The organism is Citrobacter sp. Cb041 (assembly GCF_030336655.1).
GTDB classification, from domain to species: Bacteria; Pseudomonadota; Gammaproteobacteria; order Enterobacterales; family Enterobacteriaceae; genus Citrobacter; species Citrobacter braakii.
The window spans coordinates 89,633-109,835 of sequence record NZ_JAOWDD010000009.1 but is presented as its reverse complement, the minus strand read 5'-3'; the positions used below and the strand labels follow the sequence as shown (position 1 = coordinate 109,835).

The 20,203-nt window shown below is 52.5% G+C and carries 20 protein-coding genes; 4 read left to right on the top strand and 16 right to left on the bottom strand.

Annotation, left to right across the window (positions count from 1 at the left end; all coding sequences use genetic code 11):
- Window positions 1-28: 28 nt before the first annotated feature.
- Window positions 29-865, top strand: a complete 837-nt coding sequence (gene fdhD, locus OGV52_RS00520; protein WP_049040549.1) for a formate dehydrogenase accessory sulfurtransferase FdhD — start codon at window positions 29-31, stop codon at window positions 863-865.
- Between the two features lie 128 nt (window positions 866-993).
- Window positions 994-1,206 carry a YdgH/BhsA/McbA family protein gene (locus OGV52_RS00515; protein WP_003825262.1) on the top strand — a complete coding sequence of 71 codons (213 nt, stop codon included), beginning with the start codon at window positions 994-996 and terminating at the stop codon, window positions 1,204-1,206.
- A gap of 183 nt (window positions 1,207-1,389) precedes the next feature.
- Here OGV52_RS00515 and OGV52_RS00510 read toward each other — a convergent pair whose 3' ends face one another.
- From OGV52_RS00510 to OGV52_RS00450, 13 genes are all read right to left on the bottom strand, one after another.
- Complete coding sequence (locus OGV52_RS00510) at window positions 1,390-2,088, bottom strand: oligogalacturonate-specific porin KdgM family protein (protein ID WP_103767197.1); 699 nt, start codon at window positions 2,086-2,088, stop codon at window positions 1,390-1,392.
- Between the two features lie 348 nt (window positions 2,089-2,436).
- Window positions 2,437-3,279 carry a PTS system mannose/fructose/sorbose family transporter subunit IID gene (locus tag OGV52_RS00505; protein WP_103767196.1) on the bottom strand — a complete coding sequence of 281 codons (843 nt, stop codon included), beginning with the start codon at window positions 3,277-3,279 and terminating at the stop codon, window positions 2,437-2,439.
- Window positions 3,272-4,072, bottom strand: a complete 801-nt coding sequence (locus tag OGV52_RS00500) for a PTS mannose/fructose/sorbose/N-acetylgalactosamine transporter subunit IIC (protein WP_103767195.1) — start codon at window positions 4,070-4,072, stop codon at window positions 3,272-3,274. The genes OGV52_RS00505 and OGV52_RS00500 overlap by 8 nt, the downstream gene beginning before the upstream one ends.
- Before the next feature lie 11 nt (window positions 4,073-4,083).
- Complete coding sequence (locus OGV52_RS00495; protein ID WP_103767194.1) at window positions 4,084-4,581, bottom strand: PTS sugar transporter subunit IIB; 498 nt, start codon at window positions 4,579-4,581, stop codon at window positions 4,084-4,086.
- Window positions 4,582-4,593: 12 nt separating this feature from the next.
- Window positions 4,594-5,772: a glycoside hydrolase family 88 protein gene (locus OGV52_RS00490; protein ID WP_103767193.1), complete on the bottom strand. Its 1,179-nt coding sequence runs from the start codon at window positions 5,770-5,772 to the stop codon at window positions 4,594-4,596.
- A complete protein-coding gene (locus OGV52_RS00485) occupies window positions 5,769-6,251 on the bottom strand; it encodes a PTS sugar transporter subunit IIA (RefSeq protein WP_103767192.1) in 483 nt (160 codons plus the stop codon). The genes OGV52_RS00490 and OGV52_RS00485 overlap by 4 nt, the downstream gene beginning before the upstream one ends.
- A gap of 180 nt (window positions 6,252-6,431) precedes the next feature.
- Window positions 6,432-9,026, bottom strand: coding sequence for a sigma 54-interacting transcriptional regulator (locus OGV52_RS00480; RefSeq protein WP_103767191.1), 2,595 nt, complete (start codon window positions 9,024-9,026; stop codon window positions 6,432-6,434).
- A gap of 181 nt (window positions 9,027-9,207) precedes the next feature.
- Window positions 9,208-10,953: a putative frv operon regulatory protein gene (locus tag OGV52_RS00475; RefSeq protein ID WP_287107932.1), complete on the bottom strand. Its 1,746-nt coding sequence runs from the start codon at window positions 10,951-10,953 to the stop codon at window positions 9,208-9,210.
- A complete protein-coding gene (locus OGV52_RS00470) occupies window positions 10,953-12,023 on the bottom strand; it encodes an aminopeptidase (RefSeq protein WP_200052253.1) in 1,071 nt (356 codons plus the stop codon). The genes OGV52_RS00475 and OGV52_RS00470 overlap by 1 nt, the downstream gene beginning before the upstream one ends.
- On the bottom strand, window positions 12,013-13,458 hold the full coding sequence (locus OGV52_RS00465) for a PTS fructose-like transporter subunit IIBC (protein WP_047357775.1): 1,446 nt from the start codon (window positions 13,456-13,458) through the stop codon (window positions 12,013-12,015). Before OGV52_RS00465 ends, OGV52_RS00470 begins: the two co-directional genes overlap by 11 nt.
- Before the next feature lie 10 nt (window positions 13,459-13,468).
- Window positions 13,469-13,915 (bottom strand): PTS fructose transporter subunit IIA, encoded by a 447-nt coding sequence (locus tag OGV52_RS00460; RefSeq protein WP_047497522.1) that lies wholly within the window; start codon window positions 13,913-13,915, stop codon window positions 13,469-13,471.
- Window positions 13,916-14,097: 182 nt separating this feature from the next.
- Window positions 14,098-14,421 carry an AzlD domain-containing protein gene (locus tag OGV52_RS00455; protein ID WP_016157884.1) on the bottom strand — a complete coding sequence of 108 codons (324 nt, stop codon included), beginning with the start codon at window positions 14,419-14,421 and terminating at the stop codon, window positions 14,098-14,100.
- Complete coding sequence (locus OGV52_RS00450; protein WP_016155191.1) at window positions 14,421-15,080, bottom strand: AzlC family ABC transporter permease; 660 nt, start codon at window positions 15,078-15,080, stop codon at window positions 14,421-14,423. The genes OGV52_RS00455 and OGV52_RS00450 overlap by 1 nt, the downstream gene beginning before the upstream one ends.
- 101 nt (window positions 15,081-15,181) lie before the next feature.
- Between OGV52_RS00450 and OGV52_RS00445 the strand changes: the two genes are divergently transcribed.
- Both OGV52_RS00445 and OGV52_RS00440 read left to right on the top strand, forming a co-directional pair.
- Window positions 15,182-15,730, top strand: coding sequence for a helix-turn-helix domain-containing protein (locus OGV52_RS00445; protein ID WP_287107931.1), 549 nt, complete (start codon window positions 15,182-15,184; stop codon window positions 15,728-15,730).
- Window positions 15,731-16,066: 336 nt separating this feature from the next.
- Window positions 16,067-17,464, top strand: coding sequence for a carbohydrate porin (locus tag OGV52_RS00440; protein ID WP_287107930.1), 1,398 nt, complete (start codon window positions 16,067-16,069; stop codon window positions 17,462-17,464).
- 290 nt (window positions 17,465-17,754) lie between these two features.
- On the opposite strand, the gene rhaM is transcribed toward OGV52_RS00440, so the two are convergent.
- The 3 genes from rhaM to rhaD all read right to left on the bottom strand — a co-directional run bounded on the left by rhaM (window position 17,755) and on the right by rhaD (window position 20,168).
- A complete protein-coding gene (rhaM, locus tag OGV52_RS00435) occupies window positions 17,755-18,069 on the bottom strand; it encodes an L-rhamnose mutarotase (protein WP_103767188.1) in 315 nt (104 codons plus the stop codon).
- The gene (gene fucO, locus OGV52_RS00430) at window positions 18,066-19,214 is read right to left on the bottom strand and encodes a lactaldehyde reductase (RefSeq protein WP_016155196.1); all 1,149 of its coding nucleotides are present in this window, start codon (window positions 19,212-19,214) and stop codon (window positions 18,066-18,068) included. Before fucO ends, rhaM begins: the two co-directional genes overlap by 4 nt.
- A gap of 126 nt (window positions 19,215-19,340) precedes the next feature.
- Window positions 19,341-20,168 carry a rhamnulose-1-phosphate aldolase gene (gene rhaD, locus OGV52_RS00425; protein ID WP_103848125.1) on the bottom strand — a complete coding sequence of 276 codons (828 nt, stop codon included), beginning with the start codon at window positions 20,166-20,168 and terminating at the stop codon, window positions 19,341-19,343.
- Between the last annotated feature and the right edge of the window lie 35 nt (window positions 20,169-20,203).

The window sequence follows — 20,203 nt, the reverse complement described above, 5'->3', positions numbered from 1 at the left end:
ATGCGTGTTCCAATACGGTTAAAAGAAAGTGAATAAGATTATTCAAGAAAACATCAAGAATGTGACATCTCCGACAGGATCTCGTCAGTTGACCCTCTGGAAGCGCGAGGACTTGCAACATCCTCAGCCAGATGAGGTAGCTGAAGAAGTGCCTGTGGCGCTGGTATACAACGGGATCTCACACGTGGTGATGATGGCATCACCGAAAGATCTTGAGCACTTTGCGATGGGTTTTTCACTTTCTGAAGGCATTATTGAGTCCTCGCAAGATATTTACGGGATGGACGTGGTGCCTTCCTGCAACGGATTAGAAGTGCAGGTTGAGCTGTCCAGCCGGCGCTTTATGGGGCTGAAAGAGCGTCGTCGCGCACTGGCCGGTCGGACTGGCTGCGGTGTTTGTGGCGTGGAACAACTTAATGATATTGGCAAACCGGTCCAGCCGCTGCCGTTTACCCAGACATTCAATCTGGCGCATCTCGATAACGCCTTAAGGCATCTCCCTGATTTCCAGCCTGTTGGGCAACTGACAGGCTGCACGCACGCGGCTGCCTGGGTACAGCCGTCAGGTCATCTGGCGGGCGGGCATGAAGATGTTGGACGTCATGTTGCGCTGGATAAACTGCTGGGACGACGTGCGATCGAAGGGGAAACCTGGCAGCAGGGCGCGGTATTAGTCTCCAGCCGCGCCAGCTACGAGATGGTGCAGAAGTCGGCAATGTGCGGCGTGGAAATCCTGTTTGCTGTTTCTGCGGCGACAACGCTCGCTGTGGAAGTTGCCGAACGCTGTAACCTGACGCTGGTGGGTTTTTGCAAACCGGGCCGGGCGACGATTTATACACATCCCGAGCGTCTGATAACTGAGTAACCAGTGTTCAATTAATTTGAATAAGACTGGCAAATCCTTCCGCTTTTAGTTGTGCGATGAGATGGCTATTATTTATCACATCAAGGCACGGTGCCTTAATCAAACAACTAAGTTAAAGGGTTTACATCATGAAAAGCATCAAAACTTTTGTCGCAGTTATCGCTCTGGCTACTTCTTTCGGTTCTTTCGCTGCTCAGACAGTTACCGCAACCGGTTCTACACTGGAAAGCGCTGAAGCAAAAATTGCCGCTCAGGCTGAACGTGCAGGTGCCAGCGATTATAAAATCACTCAGGCATACACCGGCAACCGCGTGCACATGACCGCTGAACTGCTGAAATAAGATACCTCAGTACTGTCGAAAGAGCGCCCTTGAGGCGCTTTTTTTGTGTCTTTTACAGGCCGACAAACCATGTGTAATTTTTTGATATTGTGAGTGTTGTGGCCGGACGAAGCATTAGTCGCCCGGCAAAATGTAGCACAATAGCTAAAACAGGTTTGTTATTACGCTCTGTTCTTGTTGTGTTTAATCGAAGTAATAACGAATTCCCAAGCGAAATCGCACCTGATCGTCATGATTCTGGTCTTGATCCAGCCAGGCAATTTCAGCATAAGGAAGCCAGTGTTTATCGACGCGGTAACGCGCCACAATACTTGGTTCCCAGTGAGTTTTCTGCCCGTTAGAGGCATTAAAGTCGTTGGTGTTCACAAAGAATTCCGGGTTGAACTGGAGCCACAGTTTCTCCGTTGCCTGATAATTAAGGTACAGGTCGAACTGATGGCTGTCGTTATAATCCATATAACCGTTGTAATCGCGTTCTTTATGGGTCATATGATTGTAGCGGTAGCGGCCGCTAAAACTTAATGTCTTACTGATTTTATAATCGAGGCTGATATAAGGTGCCAGTTTCGTCCCGTTACTATCAATATCAGTTAATCCGCCAGGCGTCAGCGTCCATTTTTCATTAAGCGGAATAGGGTACCAACCTTCAAACTCCTGAAAAGAGCTTTTCATTTGATTAAAGTCTTGTCCGAGGTCATACATGGCGGAAGCAAGGACTCCTGCGCCGTTATCAAATATATGGCCAAGACCAATTTTATACTGATTTTTCTCAGAGGCCGTAGTGTGTGCGTAGCGGTTATCAACCCAGGTGGCTGCGGAAAATGCATTCAGTGCAAAGCAGGATAGCGGTATGCCGATCACAAGCGTGTGTAATTTTTTCATTTTTATTCCTGTAGAATTTGTTGAATATTTAATGCCATTTTTTCTGTGAAAAAATAAAAGACAGAAATTAATTGCAAATCCCGTGCCAGTAATTAAAAGCTATAAATTACAATTGTTTATGGTTTTTGTTGAAAAGTGAGATCGACACTAATGGCGATAATGGCTTTTTCATCCACTTGCGTCGAGAGAAATAAAGACCAATCGATTTTTTATAAATTTATTCATTGGGGGAGTAAAAGGTTTTCTTAATATGAACAGGTTCTGTGGTGGAGGTAAATAAATTAAGGTGAACATTCTCATAGAGAATGCGAAAGGGCTCCCTTTAGTAAAAGGGAGCCGGATGAAAGTTTAAATAATTCCCACGCCCGCTGACGCAAAGCCAAAAACAATCAGCATAATAAGCACTTTGTTCGGGCTGACCTTTTTATTCAGTAGCTTCAGGCACCCCAAAACTAAAAGCAGAGGAATCAATCCAACGCAAATTTTGTCGAGGATCTCCTGCAATACGAACGGCTGTCCGGCGATAGTGGTTTTAAAGGTGGTAGTAAACTTCACCATGCTGGCGCTCATCGCACCCACCATCATCAGGCCCATCATTGCCGAGGCTTTGGTAATACAGCTTAGTAGACCCGACTGCGTCGCTTCGGCGATGTACTTCGAACCTAGCCGGTAGCCCATAACGCCGCCATAGTAGCGCAGCAGGTAGCTCGGAATGTTGTAAATCAGCAGGAACAGCAGCGGCCCCAGAGGGTTCCCTTGTGATGCAAGGCCGATAGCAATCCCGGTAGCGATAATGCGCAGCACACCATAGAAGAATGAATCGCCAACGCCTGCGAACGGCCCCATCAGCGCGACTTTAATACCATTAATACTGGAGGTATCAAAATTCGGGTTGGCGGCATTCTCTTTTTCCATCGACAGCGTCAGGCCCATAATGAAGGGAGCTAAATGCTGGTTGGTATTGAAGAACTGGCTGTTGCGCTTCAGTGACTCAATATAGCCGTGCGGGTTGCCTGTATAAATCTTTTTAAGTAACGGTGCCAGAATCCAGCCGTAGCTCAGCCCCTCCATGCGGGTGAAGTTCATGGAGCCGAGCAGCTGAAACTGGCGGAGGAACAGTTGGCGGAACATCTTTTTCTCGCCTTTGCTGTCATCATGTGCGTTGAGAGCGCTGTGTTGGATATCAGTCATTGAAGAACCCATCCTTATCGTCAACCGATGCCGGAGCTGCAGTTGCCGCCTGTTTATTGGCTTTAAGCTGATTGAATTCGTTGAAGCAGAGATAAACGGCTACGGACGCGGCGATAATCGCGATACCCATAATCGGCAGTTGCAGATAAGCCGCCATGGCGAAGCCGATAAAGAAGAAGGCAGCAATGTTCCGGTTCCATAAGGCTTTAAGCAGGATGGCGAAGCCCAGCGCAGGAAGAATACCGCCGACGGCAGTCATGCCGCGCATGACCGTATCCGGAATGCTCTCGACCAGACTACGAATAACGTCGGTGCCGAAGAGAATGCCGAAGAACGCCAGGACGGCGAACGGCACACCGTAGAACATTGTCATCCCGAGCGTGATACCGAGCGCGGCGCGGTCGCGTCCTTCTTCAAGCAAGGCGTCGTACTGCTCTACCAGGGCGGTATAAACCAGCTTCAGCACTTGGTAGACGAATACCGCCAGCAGGCTGATGGGCAGCGCGAGCGCGACAGCCACCGCAGGCTCCGCGCGGGTAAGTATGGTAAACGCAGTAGCCAGCACCGAGCCCACCGCCAGGTCGGCTGGTACCGAGCCGCCGATGGTGATGGTGCCGAGAAAAATTAGCTCCAGCGTGGCGCCGATAATAATGCCCTGCTGGAAATCACCCAGCACGAAGCCGACCATTGCACCGCAGATAAGTGGCCGTTCAATCAGTGGTTGGCCCAAAGTGTGGTCGGCGAATTTGGCGATATACATCACCAGCGCGACAAGTAATGCAGACGTTAACATAGCGACCTCGCTTAGCTAGCAGCGTTATCCAGCATCTCAATCAGGTTTTTTACCGAATGAGATGGCAGGACCTGGTATTCCACCTTCACGCCGCGCGCGGCAATGGCATGAAAATCAGCAATATCTTCAGGAGTGACGTATACGGTGTCGCTAATGCGTTTTTTCGCTGCCAGATTGTCGGTAATGCGCCCGAAGTTAGCGACATTCAGCGTTTTAATGCCTTCAACCTGTTCAACCATACGACGCGCGTCGGCGGCATTATTGACGATCACCATAATTTTCATGGCCTCGGAGCGCGGGTCATTGAGGATATCGCCTGCGTCTTTAACCGCCATAATGGCGCACTTCGCGGTATCAGGGGCCGCCATGCGCAGCGACATCTTCTGCACTTCGTTATTCACGATCTGATCGTTGGCGACCAGAATACGGTTCACGCCCAGATGCTTGGTCCAGACCACGGCAACCTGGCCGTGGATCAGGCGATCGTCAATTCGTACTAAAGAAATCATGTGTAGCTCCAGTTAGCAAAAGTAGGGGGTCCAGATGCGGGAAAGTCGAACCAGGGCTTCGAAATAGAAATAATCGCCCCAGAGGTTAGGTTCGTTAATACCCATGTTGCGGCCAAAGTTATAAACGCCTTCACGCAGCAGGCCGTCCTGCGTATGGGCAAAATAGCGCTCGCGTAAATTGCGCATCATCAGTTCGATAGCGTTGCCGTAAGCAGAGCGCAGTGGGTCGGTTAACGGCAGCAGCGTGAGCAGCTCCGTCAGGCCGCAGGCGGCGACGGCAGCGGCGGAAGTATCTCGTGGCGCGTTATCCTGCGGCGTGAAAATCAGGTCCCAGTAGCAGACGAAATCCTCTGGCAGACGGTTGAGAAAATAGTGCGCCAGCTTACGCGCCAGCTCCGGCTGAGTGACATCGCCGGTATGGCGGAAGCCCAACGCAAAACCGTAAATTCCCCACGCCTGGCCGCGCGCCCAGCACGAGCTGTCGCTAAAGCCCTGATGGGTATCGCCGAGTAGCGGCTGGCCACTGTGCACATCCATGTAGAAGGTGTGGAAGCTGGAAGCATCCTCGCGGACCAGATAACGCGCGGCCTGCGCCAGGTGACGCGTCGCGGCTTCCCGCCACGCTGCGTTGCCTGTCTCATCGGCGGCCCAGAACAGCAGCGGCACGTTGAGATTGCAGTCAATGATCATGCGCCCCTGGCGCGTCGGGTCGTTGAGATCGCCCCAGGCCTGAATGACGCCTGCCGTGGCGTTAAAGCGGCGGTACAGTAGTTCAGCTGCACGCAACGCCAGGTCGCGGGCGCGAAGGTTACCGGTGAGTTTCCAGGCGTTGACGCAGGAGAGCAGATAGAGGAAGCCCAGGTCATGGGTATCGACTTTAATCTGTTTATCAAGACGCTCTTCAAAACTGTCGAGCAGGCCTTCCGCCACTGTGCGGTATTTATCATCGCCGGTCACTTCCCAGGCCAGCCACAGCATTCCGGTCCAGAATCCTTCGGTCCAGTCGACCTTCTCTACCGCCGGGTAGCGGCCATCCGTTGCGCTGGCTGCGGGAAAAGTGGCGGTAAAACGCGGCAGCATGGCGTCAACGCTGGCGAGCACTTCACGGAGTGCTTCACTCAGCCAGCGCGAGTCTAAGCCCGGCTGTAGCGCAAGATAGCGGCGGTCGAGCGTTTCCAGCGCAACGATCATGGCTGTGTCTCCGTGGCAAAAAAGTCGTCGATATCATCCTCAACGGCAGGTTGTGCGGCCTGGCGAGCGGCGATAATTTCCGGCTGCTCATTCATGTACTGCATCGCGCCGCTGGCGGCGGTGATGGCGTCCTTAAGGCGTGATGGGGTATCCGTATGTTCGGAGAGGCAGAATTCCATCAGCATGATCAAATTGGCGCCGCTGATCACGTGGGCATGCGGATATTTCACCAACATCTGTACAGCGGTGTTATTGACGCTACCGCCCGGCATATCGGTAAACAGCACCAGCTCTTTTCCCCGACTAGCCGCCTGCTGTGCGATAGCGTCGAAGCGTACCGCCAACTCTGCCGTGGAGCCGATCTCTCCGCAGTAGGCGCAGATGGGCGTCACGCCGTGATCGTCGCCAACCAGCAGATTCAGCGCCGAGATAATCCCTTCTGCGTAATGTCCGTGGGTCGCGATGTACATCTCTCGCATTGCGTATTCCTTCGTTTTTCGGTATCAGTTGAGGATATTGCAACTGCCGTGCCATGTTTTTAACCTAATGATTTATAGAGGGAATATAGCAGTGTCTGCACGTATTCATAGTGTTGAAAGCGGCGGTAAGGGGAGTGTCGAACCGTCTGCCAGCTTGCACTGGCAGAGCGGTTAGTTGAGCTATTCGGCCGCGATCCACGGCTCCATGATTTCATAGATCATCAGCACTTCGGTGAGTGGCAGGGTGATATTGTATTTACGGTTCAGCACCTGGAAGAAGGTGTCATGTACGGCGACAAAAGCCTGTTGAGCCAGTGTTAGTTCTGCCTCTTCGCGGTGGCGCACGCTGTTGTTGACCATCACCCGTTCAATCATCAGCGCGATATGCATAAACAAATTGATACGCAGGTAGCTTTCAAAATGTATTTTGTAGAAAGATTCATACTGCTTAATAACTGCTTCAACTTCATCAATAATGACCACCGGATTGAGAAAGTTGAGACGGCTGGCGACGCCTTCGACGGTGAACAGCTTCACCACTTCATCAATCATGGGTTCCAGACCGCCTTCCATCAGCAGCCCGTTGAAGTAATCGCGTTTTAGCACCAGTGTTTTTTCTTTGATCAACTGCTCTACGCTTAACAGCGGAATATAGCCTGCTTCCAGATCGGTGGTGGTGATGATCAGCCGCGTGCCGTTCAGCGCCGGGTCGGCATGGGCGATTTTCCATTTCAGATCGTCATACTCCATCGTAATGATGTCGATCTCCTCCTGCGCCAGATACCGCTGGACGATATCTTTGAGTTTGCGGGATATCCCTTCCCCGGAAATGCAAGAGATAATGATTTTATTCCCCGGCAAGATTCCTGCGTAGTATCGGGTTTCAACCTCATACGCTCCTTTGGCGCTCTCAATAATCGCCTCCATTGACAGCTTATCCTGAATTTTGGCCGCAATATCCAGCGCCATAGCTGTGCTGACGTTATTGATAACCAACAGTTCGCCATGCAGGTGGAGCTTGATCTCTTCGTAGATCTCTTTTAGTGACCCCATATCCACCAGGATAATCAGACCGCCCCCTTGTTTGAGGCGCGAGACGTGGGAGATCAGCAGGTCGATGATATCCCTGGTGGAAGTCGCGTTAGCCATATCGAAGGCTTTAAAGTAGTACCCGCCGGTCAGTTGATTGGCGATACTGCCAATGCTAGACGCGGTCGCGCGTCCGTGCGAAACGATAATGCCCTGAATCGGGTCGTCTTCACCGGCGAGGTTATGAAAAGCACAGCTTAACAGCGGCAGTAAGAGAGGATGCGGCTGGTGAATGATGTGCTTGCTCAGCAAGGAGAGGCACTCTTCCGCCAGCAGACGCGCTTTGTCGGAGACGTAGTCGGAAATCGTTTGTAGCTCAGTTACATTGACCGTTTCCTGAGGGGCATGTAGCGCATAGATGACGCAAAGCCATATCGCTTTGCGAATTTCTTGGCTACAGCTGATGCCGGTCAGGCTTTCCAGCTCGTTTAACGCATGGATGGTGTTCTGCCAGATGTATCCACTGTACAGCGACTCGGCGGTAACCGCGCCGCTGACCGTGGTCAGGTGCTGTTCCATTTTGCGATTCAGTAATAGCACGTTACCGCTATGGCAAAAGTCACGAAAAATAACCTCATCGTGCATCGCTTTAGGCAACAGCTGACTGGGATCCAGCGCCTCATCATGAAGATGAGTGGTAATTCTGATTATTTCGCCGTTGAACGATGGGCCGCGTAGCGTAATAACGTCGGTCTCGTGATTGTCGCTCCAGGCGCTGGCGCACATCACTTTGATTTGATTTTTTAACTCGCCGATATTGCCGCGGACTGGCGAAGTCACCAACTGATGCATGAGCTGGCTATCAAGATGAATATCCCGACGCAAGCTGAGCGCCTCCTGATGCAAAAAATGACTGACCTGAGCGACGCGCTCGGTGAGTGGGCGAGAAATATAATTGGGCAGCGTCACGCGCACCGGAATTCGACGACGAAAGGTGTTGAGCAGGACGGTGTCGATATTCTCCGTGGTGGCAAAGATAAAGCGTAGCGACGCCGGATGGTGCGTGCGATTATCGCCAAGACGGTAGAAATATCCTTTGTCCATAAACAGAAACAGTTTTTCCTGGTTTTCCGCCGACAGCCGATGGACCTCATCAAGGAACAGAAATCCGCCATCCGCATCATCAAAGGCTCCACGCTTTTCGCGGTCGGCTCCGGTGAACGCGCCGCGGGTATAGCCAAACAGCGTTGCCGAAAGCAGCTCCGGGTTGTTAGCGTAGTCGGCACAATTCAGTTCAACAAATGGCTTATCAGCCGTGATCACGCCGCGCTCGATGGCATATTGATAAATCAGCGCCGCCAGATGGCTCTTACCGACTCCACTTTCTCCGGAGAGCAGGACAGGCAGACCGTCGCCGGGATAATCTACCGCCGAGCGGCAAAGCGCGATTGCCTCCGCCAGGCTTCCCTGTGCGCCGATCAACTGCCGAAATGCATCGTATTTTTTCGACACTACGCGAGACGCCTGCACATTTTTCACACCATTTGTCTGCACAAAGAAGCGCACCGGACGGGTATTTTCTTTACTCAGATGGCCGTCATCGCACAGTCTGTTGAGATAATGACTGATGACGCTGCGATTAACCTGCATGAAGTCTGCACAGTCCTGGGCTGTGAAGCCCGCAGGTTTCTCTGCATAATGAGTGAGTATTTTATGGAATAACTTTTCTTTCGCCGACAGCGCCATTTTTCAATGTCCCGCATAGAGTAGAAAATAGCGTCGATTTTATTTCGACACTAGACACCACTGTTTTTATTAGACACTGGATACTTTCCACGGCATGGAATAAAAATGAAACTACGTTTTGATTAGAATGTGATAGAGATCGCCACACTTTTTCTGTGGTGGAAAACAAATCGGCGGAGCTTTATTGCCTGAGCAATTCGATAAACGCGTTATAGTCTTTCAATCCCGCAATAGTTTCTGCCGGATGGCTGCTCAGCACGCTGGATAAATAACTGAAGATTTTTAGCTCATGCCGCGCCTCGGCGGCGGCACAGGCGATCAGGACATGGCTGACCGGTTCGTTATTCACCAGAATAGGGTGTGCGAGGGTAATAAAGAAACCACGAAAGCGACGCTCCTGTTCGCTCCAGCAATGAGGAATCGCCAGGCGATTCACGATCAGGTTTTCACCTTCATGCTCCCGGGCGCAAATGCGCAGCGATTCGTCCTCGGTGATATGGCTCTGTGCCACAAGCTGGCCGCAGATCCGGCCGATGATACTCTGCCAGCTTTCGGCCTTCATATTGGCGTAATGGAAGCTGCCCGGCTGTAAAAAGAAACGTTCGGGCTGCTGGCGGATAAAGGCCGTCGCGAGGAAGTGTTTAATCTGCTCGGTACCCGCAGCGGTGATGATGTTCTTGATGGTTAAGGTATTTTTTATATATTCATCAAGTAAATAGTGACTATTGTTGATGATTAACAGTGGGGTGATTTCTTCACTGATGGCGCTGACTTCACTCGTATTTCGCGCAATGATCACCCGACAATTCAGAACATCTCGCTCAATAGCCTGTTGGTTGATGGTGGCGATAGCATTCTGGTCGGATAACAAAATGACCGGCTGGCGCTCGTTTTGATGGCGCTCCAGGGCGCAGGCGAAGTAAAGCCCGATGAGGTCGCTATCGAACAGTGGGATATCCAGTTTTTCACGCAACAGGGCAATAAAACGCAGACTCAAATCGAAGGCGGCAGGCCAGGTCGACTTCAGGTTGTGCATACTGCTCTGGCGATGTTCTGGTACCCAAACCGGGGCAGAGACGCATCTCAGCAGGTGGCCGGTAATATTATCAACCAGTTGGGTATCGATAACGTTCAACGCAGCGATGCCGGGAACGCTTTTTAACAACAAGGTCACCGCATCGGCAGAGATTGTCATTGCCTGCCGTTGTCTGATTTCCAGAAGGCCGATCAATGTTCTGAAGGCGTTCTCGCCCAGGTAGACTCCTCCTTGTTCCACCGCGTTTTTCAGTGATACATACCGACACTCCGGCCATGACCCGGAGAGCTGGTTACGCAGGGCATAGACGGCCAGCACCAGACTTGCCAGGTACTCTCCCGAGATGAGCGGGAATTCATTAAGTTTTTCACATGCTGCATTGAGCCTGTCGATATTGTCCCGGGTAATACCCGGCAGTGGAATTAAGAGGGGATCTTTTTTAAGCAGATTCGCCAACAGGATAATGCGCTTTTCTTCTGGTTCATCAATGAAATGACCGACGCCCGGGCGGCTGGCAAGACAAAAGGCCCGCTCATAGCGCTGCTTCAACCGTGGGAGACGATCGGCCACCCAGGTTTCAGGTAAATTGAGCGCCGAAGCCAGCTGTACACGCGGTGTAAAGGTATTGAGCAGAAGAAAGGCCAGCAACCGGTCATCATTATCATGGCGTTGCAGAAGCTGAAAATAACCGCGTCTGTCGACAATTTCCAACTGATAGCCCGCACTGCCACCGGGCTGAATGCGGGCCTTACCGCTGAGGGTAAAATTGAGGTAGTCAATATCGCGCAGGATGGTTCTGCCTGAAACGCCAGTTTGCCGCGCCAGGTCGCCCAGCAAACACGGCTGCTGTTCAAGAAGATCCACCAATTTTAACTGGCGTTCCGAAAGCATTAACTCTCCCGGCGAAAGTCAGTAAGCGCGCGGACCTTTTCGGTCGACAGCGAGGTGAGCAGTTCGCGCACCAGCCTAAACAGCGCGTCGTAATCCGATGCAGAAATCATGCCGCTGTTGGCGTGGAGATAGCGCGTCGGCAGGCATAGCGCCGCCACCGGACGACCGCCGCCCATAACGTTATAGCGTCCACCGTCCGTCGCCCCGGTTTTCATGGTGCAAAACTGCAATGACGCACCGCTGTTTTCTGCACACGCTTTTAATGTGGCAACCAACTGCTGATTAGGGAAATAGCGCTTATCGAACAGCATCAGCCCTGGGCCCTCGCCAAGCTTGAGTGGGTATTTAATGCTGTCGATTCCGGGCACATCGCCCGCAACCGCAGTATCCAGCACGATCACCACATCGGGCTTGATATGCTCCGCTGAGGTTTGCGCCCCGCGTAGACCCACTTCTTCTTCCACGCTGCCCACGCCGTACAGGGTAATTTCAGGGTTATCCACGGTTTGTAAAAGCTCGGCCATCAGGGCGCAGCCGACGCGATTATCCAGCGCTTTGCCGACGATCTTATCTTCGCCCCAGCGAGCGAAATTGGCTTCCGGGCTAACGAAGTCACCGATCGCAATTCCGCGGTTTTCTACTTCTTCGCGGCTGTTGGCACCAATATCGATGAACATTTCGTCAAATGTCAGAGGTTGCTGTTTCTGCTTTTCCGTTAAGGCGTGCGGTGCCACGGAGCCGATTATGCCAGGGATTTTGACGCCCTTGCGGGTGCGGATGGCGACCCGGTGGTTCAGCATCGACTGGCTCCACCAACCGCCAATGGTGGTGAAGCGCAAAAAGCCGCTTTCGTCGATATGCGTGACCATAAAGCCCACTTCATCCATGTGACCGACGATGGCAACCTTCGGCCCACGGTTGCCCTTGCGTGCGACAAAGCTGCCGAGGCCGTCAAAAGTGATTTCATCGACGCTGGAATCCAGCGCATTAATGAGAAGAGTGCGAACTTCCTGCTCATCACCGCTGACGGCGCTGGCTTCGCATAACTGCTGAAGTAACTCAATGTTCATGGGCAAGCTCCTGCTGCGCGGCTTTACGTTTCAGCCACAATCCTTTCAGGATGATAATTAACGAAATGTTCAGCGCCAGACCGATAGCCAGCACCAGGTAAAATGACCCCACCGGAGACATCAGGCCAATCAGCGGATCAAAGATACCTAAACCCGGCGCGAGACGTTTGATTCCAAAGGCGATGACCAGCATGCCGGTAATACCACCGGAGAGCGTATTGGCGGTAATCATCGGCAGCGGCGCGGCCAGCGCATAGGGGATTGCCGGTTCGGTGGCGACGGTGGCACCCACTACAATCGCACTGCTGGCGGCGGCCTTCTCCTGCTGGGTAAACAGTTTCGGCGCTAAATAGGTAGCGATACCTGCCGCGACGGGCGGCATCAGCGCCACCACGCCGACGATGGCGTACCAGTCATAGATATGTTTTTCCAGCAGTGAGAAGCAGAAGAACCAGGCCGTTTTATTGATTGGCCCGCCCATATCAAATGCCAGCATTGCGCCAACGAGGAAGGCTGCGCCCATTTTCATTGATGGCGGAATGGTGTTCAGGAAGTGCAGCAGCCCCCCCATGATGTCGGACATCACCGGGCCGATGACGTAATAGGTCAGCACGCCAAATACCAGCAAAGTGACAAACGGGATCAGCATGGAGCCGAGCAGCGGCTGCAACGCTTTGCCGAGCCGAACCTTGCGAAACCAAAGCACAAAGTAGCCAATTGCCAGCCCGAGTACGACCGCGCCGAGAAACCCCGCGCCGGACTGGGTGCCGAGAAGACCTTTATCGTTCGCCAGGTAACACACCAGAAACGCCGGGGCAAAAGCGGGCTTATCGGCAATCGACCACGCGATGTATGCCCCCATAATGGGGATCATAAAGGTGAAGCCCAGATAGCCGATGGATTCAACAACCCAGGTGAACGACGGCGCACCTTTCGACATATCGGCATAGGGCAAACCGAACTGCACCAGCATATTAGCGATGGCAACCAGAATACCGCCGCCAATAACAAACGGCAGCGCGGCGGAAACGCCAGCCATCAGGTGGCTCATCACGCTACCGTGCTGGACCTCCTGTTTTCCCAGCTTCACGCTGCTATCAGTGGCAAAAAGTTGTGAATGAGTCGGTAACTGCGTAAAAATCAGGTCGATATTTTTCAGCGCCTGGGAAATGGCTATTTCATAGACTTTTTTCCCGGCGAAACGCGCCCGGTCTTCACCGCTCAGGCCGCGACCTGTAGCCAGAATAACGTAATCGGCAGCGGCAATTTCTTCACTGGTCAGTCGGTTTTCGACGCCGCTTGAGCCCTGGGTTTCGACTTTAATCGTATGGCCGAGCGAGCGCGCTTTTTGCTCCAGCGCTTCTGCCACCATATAAGTGTGGGCGATACCCGCCGGACAGTTGGTAATCGCCACTAAACGCAAGGATGACTCCATAGCCGCTTCCTTATGAGGTTAAGGTCTGATTGAGCAGGGCGAGCACCTGGTTGGTGTCGCCTTGCTTCAGTTGGTTGATGAAATCTTGATGGATAATTTTGCGGCACAGGGTGCCGATAATTTTGACCTGATCGTCCTCGCCCGTTTGTGGCACGCCGAGGCAGATCCAGCAGTTAACGTCCTCGCCGTCGCTGGCTTTCCAGTCCACTTTTTTTGATTTGCGCGCGAACAAGACGAAGGGGCGTGTGATACAGGCGCTTTTACCGTGTGGGACGGCAATGCCCGAACCAAAGCCGGTGGAATGCAGCTTTTCGCGTATCAGCAGCGTTTGCAGGAAGGCACTGCGGTCAGAGACGTAGCCATTTTGAAGCGCCATATTCGCCAGTTGCTTGAGGATGGCATAAACGCTATTCCCCTGAATATTCAGGTCAATGCAGTTAGCTGTAAGGGCTGTCATGGTGGGACTCCGTTAAAAACTGTTTGATTTGATTTTAACGGTGAGATGGTGAAGAGATGAGCAGCAATATGTCAGCGGGAAGTGACAATTTGAGGCAGAGTTAGCGCCTGGTTTTGTGGGGTAAAACACATAACGCTACAGGTGATTACCCTGATGAATATTTCGCCAGGGTAATTATATTCTTAGTGTATACCCACCATTCGTAACAGCGCGGTTACCACCGCAGCGGCAACGATCACCACGATCAGCGGCATCTTACGCCAGGCGAGAAATACCGCAAAAGCCACGCCGAGTACGCGCGCCATTCCGGCAAAGTGTTCGCCCTCGTAAAAGGTGGTCGCCAGCGCAACGGAGAACAGTAATACCGTTGCGGCGTCGGAAAGCAGCGCCTGCGAGCGTTCTGAGAACGCTAAACGGCTTCCAAGCTTAGCTCCCCCTAAACGCATTAAATACGTTCCCACAGATAACATGGCGATACCGACGATAAACAGCGTCATGTTGCCCATTATTTTTTCCTCGTCAGTAAGCCAAAGAGTGAGAGCAAAACCGGTAAACCGACCGGCGCAAAGGGAATGGCGGCAAGCGACAACGTGGCGCCGCTACAGGCACGAATCAGCGTAGTGCGGTTTTTGAATGCCGGGACGACCAGAGCCAGCAGAATGGCAGGGAAGACGGCATCCAGACCGATGGTTTCCGGGGCAGGGAGCAGTTTGCCGACGCCTGCGCCGATCAGGGTGCCAACAGGCCAGAAAATTGCGACGCCCAGACCGCACAGCCAGTAGGCGGCTTTACGTTGCTCAGGCGTTTTTTGCGACAGGCCAAAGACCACGCTTTCGTCGTTCATAATATGACAGCCGAGGAAACTGGCAGCCCGGGTGCCTACCAGATCGCGCACGGTGACGCCGAACGGCACGTGTCGGGCGTTAACCAGTAAACCGGCAGCCGCAGCCGCCAGTGGATTACCACCGCTGGCGATAATGCCGATAAACATAAACTCGGACGCGCCCGCCAGCACAGTAATAGAGAGTACAAACGGTACCCACAGCGGGAAGCCGTAGGCCATCGCCAGCGAGCCGTATGACATGCCGACTACACCGACGGCCAGACAGACTAAAAATATTGCTTTTATCGTGTCGCCTTTGAGACTGGAAAAATAATGTTTCATACCGTTTTAGCCATATCGAACGAGTTTCCATTATAATGAACGTGACTAATTGGCTTTACAAGTCGAACAATTCGTTCGATATAAAAAACATGGAGTCGTGAATGACCCAGCCCATCAGTATGATCGCGAAAAGTCTGGTGCGTGAACGTCAGCGCACCGGTTTGTCGCTGGCGGAGATTGCCCGTCGCGCGGGGATTGCAAAATCGACACTCTCGCAATTGGAAGCGGGCAATGGAAATCCTAGCCTGGAAACGCTCTGGTCGCTGTGTGTGGCGTTAGATATTCCCTTTGCGCGCCTGCTGGAACCGCAGGAGCAAAAAACGCAGGTGATTCGCCGCGGCGAAGGGACAAAAGTCGTGGCTGAGCAGGCCCACTATCAGGCCATTTTACTGGCCGCCTGCCCACCGGGTGCGCGGCGGGATATCTATCTGCTGCTGACGCAGCCGGGCGCGGATCGTATTTCACAACCGCATCCACCGAGATCGGTTGAACATATTATCGTAACGCAGGGTAAGGCGATGGTGGGATTGACGGAAGCGCCGGAGGAGTTAGGTGAGGGCGATTATATTTGTTACCCCGCCGATCAAGCGCATATCTTTAAAGCACTGGAGCCTGACACTCAGGCGATTCTGGTTTCTGAGCAGAGTTAATTGAACGCTTATTAAATAAAGGTGCGGCGATTATCGTTCGCGCCTTTATTATTTTTAATTATGTTTTATTGTTATTCATATAAAATTGTTTTTATTATTTTTCGTTAATTTCAGCACTATTGTTATATCCCTCACATTCTTAATTATATCTACGTTACACATAATAAAATCAGTATGATAATAAATATTAGCCTGCACTGGTGCCACGTTTTAATGTTCTGAATTTATTTCAGTCATCGGTATCGTATTACCTATAAAAATATTTTTTGGATTTGCATGTTGCGCGTCTTCCGGCCGGAAGACGTTGGACGATCTTTATTTCAAGGAAAGCAAATAATGAAGAAATCGACGTTAGCTTTAGCAATAGGTCTATTATTAGTGGCAAATAATGGCTTTGCTAAAACGCAAAAAATGACTCTGGAACAGCGGCTCGAACAACTGGAGGCTCGGCTGGAAGCTGCGGAAAACCGCGCGGCAAAAGCGGAAAATCAGGTGCAGCAATTGCAGGTACAGCAGGCTGCGGAGATCCAGGAAATTAAAGTTGCTCAGGGAAATACGCCAGTCAACGGCACTACGCCTGCGCAAGAGACCAAAAAGAACGCCACCACCCCTAACCTGGTGCTCTCCGGCTATGGCGATCTGAAAATCTACGGCGACGTGGAATTCAACATGGATGCGGAAAGCAACAAAGGCGTGCTGGCGGCAACCAATTCGAATGTGGGCGACCCAACCAATGAACGCTGGGATCTGAACGGACGTATCCTGCTGGGCTTTGACGGTATGCGTAAGCTGGATAACGGCTATTTCGCCGGTTTCTCAGCGCAACCGCTGGCTGACATGACGGGTTCGGTCAATCTTGATGACGCCGCTTTCTTCTTCGGTCAGGAAAATGACTGGAAAGTAAAAGTCGGTCGTTTCGAAGCTTACGATATGTTCCCGCTGAATCAGGATACCTTTGTTGAGCATTCAGGGCATACCGCCAACGATTTGTATGATGACGGTAGCGGCTACATCTACATGATGAAAGAAGGTCGTGGCCGTTCTGATTCCGGCGGCAGCTTCCTGATGAGCAAACAGCTCGATAACTGGTATTTCGAGTTAAATACCCTGCTGGAAGATGGTACCTCGCTTTATCAGGATAGCAGCTATCATGGTCGTGAAATGTCGCAGGAGAAAAACGTGGCTTATCTGCGCCCGGTCGTCGCCTGGACACCGGTGGATGCGCTGACGATTTCTGCGGCCATGGAATCGAACGTTATCAATAACGCCTATGGATATACCGATGCTCAGGGCAACTTTGTCGATCAGTCCGATCGTACCGGTTACGGTATGACGATGACCTGGAACGGTCTGAAAGCCGATCCGGAAAATGGCCTGGTGTTTAACCTGAACACCGCTTATCTCGATGCGGATAACGAAAAAGATTTTACGGCGGCGGCCAACGCTCTGTGGAAGCGCTTTGAACTGGGCTATATCTATGCTCATAACAAGATCGACGAATTTAACGGTCTGATCGATCACGATGATAATGACTGGTTCTACAATGAGGGCACTTACGATATTCATACCATTCACGCGTCTTATTTAATTCCGAATGTGATGGATATGCAGAACTTTAATATTTATCTCGGCGCTTATTATTCGATGATTAACAGCGATAACAGCAATCCAGAGAATTATACCGACGACGACGACCGTTACGGCGCGCGTCTCCGTTTCAAATACTTCTTCTGATTTTCCGTTCTCAGGCGCCTGGATTCAGGCGCTTTTTTCTTAGAGCCGGGTCATCAGGCTTTTATTCCCCCACCCAGTTATTTTTGATTTTGAACTTGTCGGCGCGGTTGTAGCTACACGAGTAGTTAAATGCCGTCCCATCTTCCAGTTTGGTGACGCCGGAGACTTTCAGCATCGGTATGCCTGAGCAGGTGCCGGGTTGTGGGGAAATGGCGTGGATGATAAAACGAACGCAATGCTGCTGACGGGAGAAAAAGTTTCCTCCCCCGTCAGGGGAGGAAACAGAGCGGTTAAGGCAGATAAAACACTTCTTTTAGCTCAGCGCTGACCGGGCTGTTGTCCGGATTGGCGGGCATAACGTCACGCATATGTTTCCACCAACGCTGGCAAACATCGGTGTTGGCAACGGCGTTCCAGCGCTCTTCTGACTCAATCTCGACGGTGGCGAACAGCAGGTTGCGTTCCTGATCGAGATAAATCGCGTAGTGATGGGCACCGTGCTCTTTCAGCACCGCTTCCAGTTCTGGCCAGATGGGATTGTGCCGACGTTGATACTCAACGTGCGCGTCGGCATTCACCTGCATCACAAAGGCCTTGCGGATCATAACGCCTCCAGATACAGCTCGCGGACCTCGTCGCGGCTGGCGGTGCGTGGGTTACACGGCGCACATGGATCGGCGAGGGCTTTATCCAGCCAGCCTTCAATATCCTCTTTCGTCACGCCAAGGGAACTAAAACCAGCCGGAATACCTACACGCTTGCTCAGGGCACGAATCGCGGTGATGGCCTCCATGCTTGCCGCTTCGTCGCTCATCCCGCGGGTGTCCACTCCCATCGCCTGCGCCACTCGGGCAAAACGCGCCACGGCGTTAGGGCGGTTAAAGTTTTCGATGATCGGCAGCAGGATGGCATTGCAGACGCCGTGCGGCAGATTATGGGTCGCGCCTGGCTGGTGTGCCAGCGCATGCACCAGACCCAGACCAGCACTGTTGAATGCCATACCCGCCAGATACTGACCAAACGCCATTTGCTCACGGGCCTCGAGGTTATGACCATCGTCGACCGCTTTCGGCAGCCACAGGTTGATCAGGCGAATTGCTTCCAGCGCGTTGGCGTCGGTGAGCGGATGTGCGCCAACGGAAACATAGGCTTCCACCGCGTGAGTCAGGGCGTCCATGCCGGTTGCGGCGGTAACGGAGGCTGGGATTTCCAGCATCACGCTGGCGTCATCCACGGCGATATCCGGGATGATGTTCGGGTCGATGATCACCTCTTTGACCTTGCGGGCAGAGTCGATAATGACCGCGTTGCTGGTCATCTCTGCTGCTGTACCAGCAGTGGTATTGATGGCAACCAGCGGCACGCCCGCATTTTTCACTTTGCCTACGCCGGAGTAAGCGGTAGAAGGGCCTGGGTTGGCGGTCAGGATCTTCACCGCTTTGGCGGTATCGATCGGGCTGCCGCCGCCGAAGGCGATAATGTAGTCACATTCTGCCCCCTGATATGCCGTAAAACCTTTCTGTACCAGCTCTTCTGTCGGATTCGGGAACACCTCATCAAACAGGTGGTAAGACATTTGATGTTCATCCAGTGCGGCAAACAGGCTATCCAGCAGGCCCAGCTTCACCAGTTGACCATCGGTGACGATCAGCGCTTTGCCCCATTGTTTATTCGCCACGAGATTCACCATATCGGCAATCGCGCCGGCGCCATGCAGGCTAATTTTTGGCAGTGCCAACATAAAGCTCATCACTATTCTCCTTAAAAAAAATCCCTGGTGCCCGATGGCATTACGCTTATCGGGCCGACGGTGAAACGTGCATCGTCATGTAGGCCGGATAAAGCGAAGCCGCATCCGGCGTTGAGTTGGCAGGTATCAGTACAGCTCTACGGCGCTTGCCAGCGGAGTCACGCCAAAGCGTTTAGCCAGTGCTACCAGCTCTTCACGTGTGATGGTCTGCTTCATACCGCCCATCGAATAGATTTTGACTAAAACTTCGGCGGATTTTTCTGCGGTATCTATCAAGCCAAATGCTTCGTCGAGGGAGGGGCCGCTGCCGAACACGCCGTGGAACGGCCACAGTACCAGCGAGTGTTTCTGCATTTCCGCGGCGGTTGCCTGGCCGATTTCATCCGTACCCGGCACCATCCACGGCAGAATGCCGACGCCATCCGGGAACACCACCAGACACTCGGTGCTGCCTTCCCACAGTTTGCGGGTAATCAGCGGGGTGTTGTTTTCCAGCACGTAGGTCAGGGCGATCAGGTTGGTAGCATGGCAGTGCATGATCACGCGGTCTTTGCCGTTCGTCGCTTTAATACGCTCGCAATGGGAGAGGAAGTGAGCCGGCAACTCGGAGGTTGGCACCGCTTCGTGGGTCAGGCCCCAGAGGATGTGGTAGCCCGCGCCGTCGCTGTCTACTTTCACCACGCCCAAATTTGCCGCGGGATCGAGCTGAACGTTACGGAAAAATTTACCGGAACCGGTGACGATAAACGGCGTGTTTGCCAGCAAAGGCATTGGCTGACTTAGCGCGATATAGCGCGGTTTTTCGTGGAAATCGGCGCTAAATGGCGCAATGTCAGCCTCATCCAGACGCAGTGTCAGGTTGCCGCCGTTACGTTCGTCCCAGCCTTTCAGCCACGCGTCGGAAGTGGCTTTGATCATCCCCTGGACGAACCAGGAATTAGTCATGTTTTGCATATTCGGTGATCCTGTTGATTGCCCGATCGTTATCG

Coding starts and splice junctions, on each gene's coding strand:
- OGV52_RS00515 (WP_003825262.1), top strand. CDS start 994: ATGAAAAGCATCAAAACTTTTGTCGCAGTTATCGCTCTGGCTACTTCT.
- OGV52_RS00510 (WP_103767197.1), bottom strand. CDS start 2,088: ATGAAAAAATTACACACGCTTGTGATCGGCATACCGCTATCCTGCTTT.
- OGV52_RS00505 (WP_103767196.1), bottom strand. CDS start 3,279: ATGACTGATATCCAACACAGCGCTCTCAACGCACATGATGACAGCAAA.
- OGV52_RS00500 (WP_103767195.1), bottom strand. CDS start 4,072: ATGTTAACGTCTGCATTACTTGTCGCGCTGGTGATGTATATCGCCAAA.
- OGV52_RS00495 (WP_103767194.1), bottom strand. CDS start 4,581: ATGATTTCTTTAGTACGAATTGACGATCGCCTGATCCACGGCCAGGTT.
- OGV52_RS00490 (WP_103767193.1), bottom strand. CDS start 5,772: ATGATCGTTGCGCTGGAAACGCTCGACCGCCGCTATCTTGCGCTACAG.
- OGV52_RS00485 (WP_103767192.1), bottom strand. CDS start 6,251: ATGCGAGAGATGTACATCGCGACCCACGGACATTACGCAGAAGGGATT.
- OGV52_RS00480 (WP_103767191.1), bottom strand. CDS start 9,026: ATGGCGCTGTCGGCGAAAGAAAAGTTATTCCATAAAATACTCACTCAT.
- OGV52_RS00475 (WP_287107932.1), bottom strand. CDS start 10,953: ATGCTTTCGGAACGCCAGTTAAAATTGGTGGATCTTCTTGAACAGCAG.
- OGV52_RS00470 (WP_200052253.1), bottom strand. CDS start 12,023: ATGAACATTGAGTTACTTCAGCAGTTATGCGAAGCCAGCGCCGTCAGC.
- OGV52_RS00465 (WP_047357775.1), bottom strand. CDS start 13,458: ATGGAGTCATCCTTGCGTTTAGTGGCGATTACCAACTGTCCGGCGGGT.
- OGV52_RS00460 (WP_047497522.1), bottom strand. CDS start 13,915: ATGACAGCCCTTACAGCTAACTGCATTGACCTGAATATTCAGGGGAAT.
- OGV52_RS00455 (WP_016157884.1), bottom strand. CDS start 14,421: ATGGGCAACATGACGCTGTTTATCGTCGGTATCGCCATGTTATCTGTG.
- OGV52_RS00450 (WP_016155191.1), bottom strand. CDS start 15,080: ATGAAACATTATTTTTCCAGTCTCAAAGGCGACACGATAAAAGCAATA.
- OGV52_RS00445 (WP_287107931.1), top strand. CDS start 15,182: ATGACCCAGCCCATCAGTATGATCGCGAAAAGTCTGGTGCGTGAACGT.
- OGV52_RS00440 (WP_287107930.1), top strand. CDS start 16,067: ATGAAGAAATCGACGTTAGCTTTAGCAATAGGTCTATTATTAGTGGCA.
- rhaM (WP_103767188.1), bottom strand. CDS start 18,069: ATGATCCGCAAGGCCTTTGTGATGCAGGTGAATGCCGACGCGCACGTT.
- fucO (WP_016155196.1), bottom strand. CDS start 19,214: ATGAGCTTTATGTTGGCACTGCCAAAAATTAGCCTGCATGGCGCCGGC.
- rhaD (WP_103848125.1), bottom strand. CDS start 20,168: ATGCAAAACATGACTAATTCCTGGTTCGTCCAGGGGATGATCAAAGCC.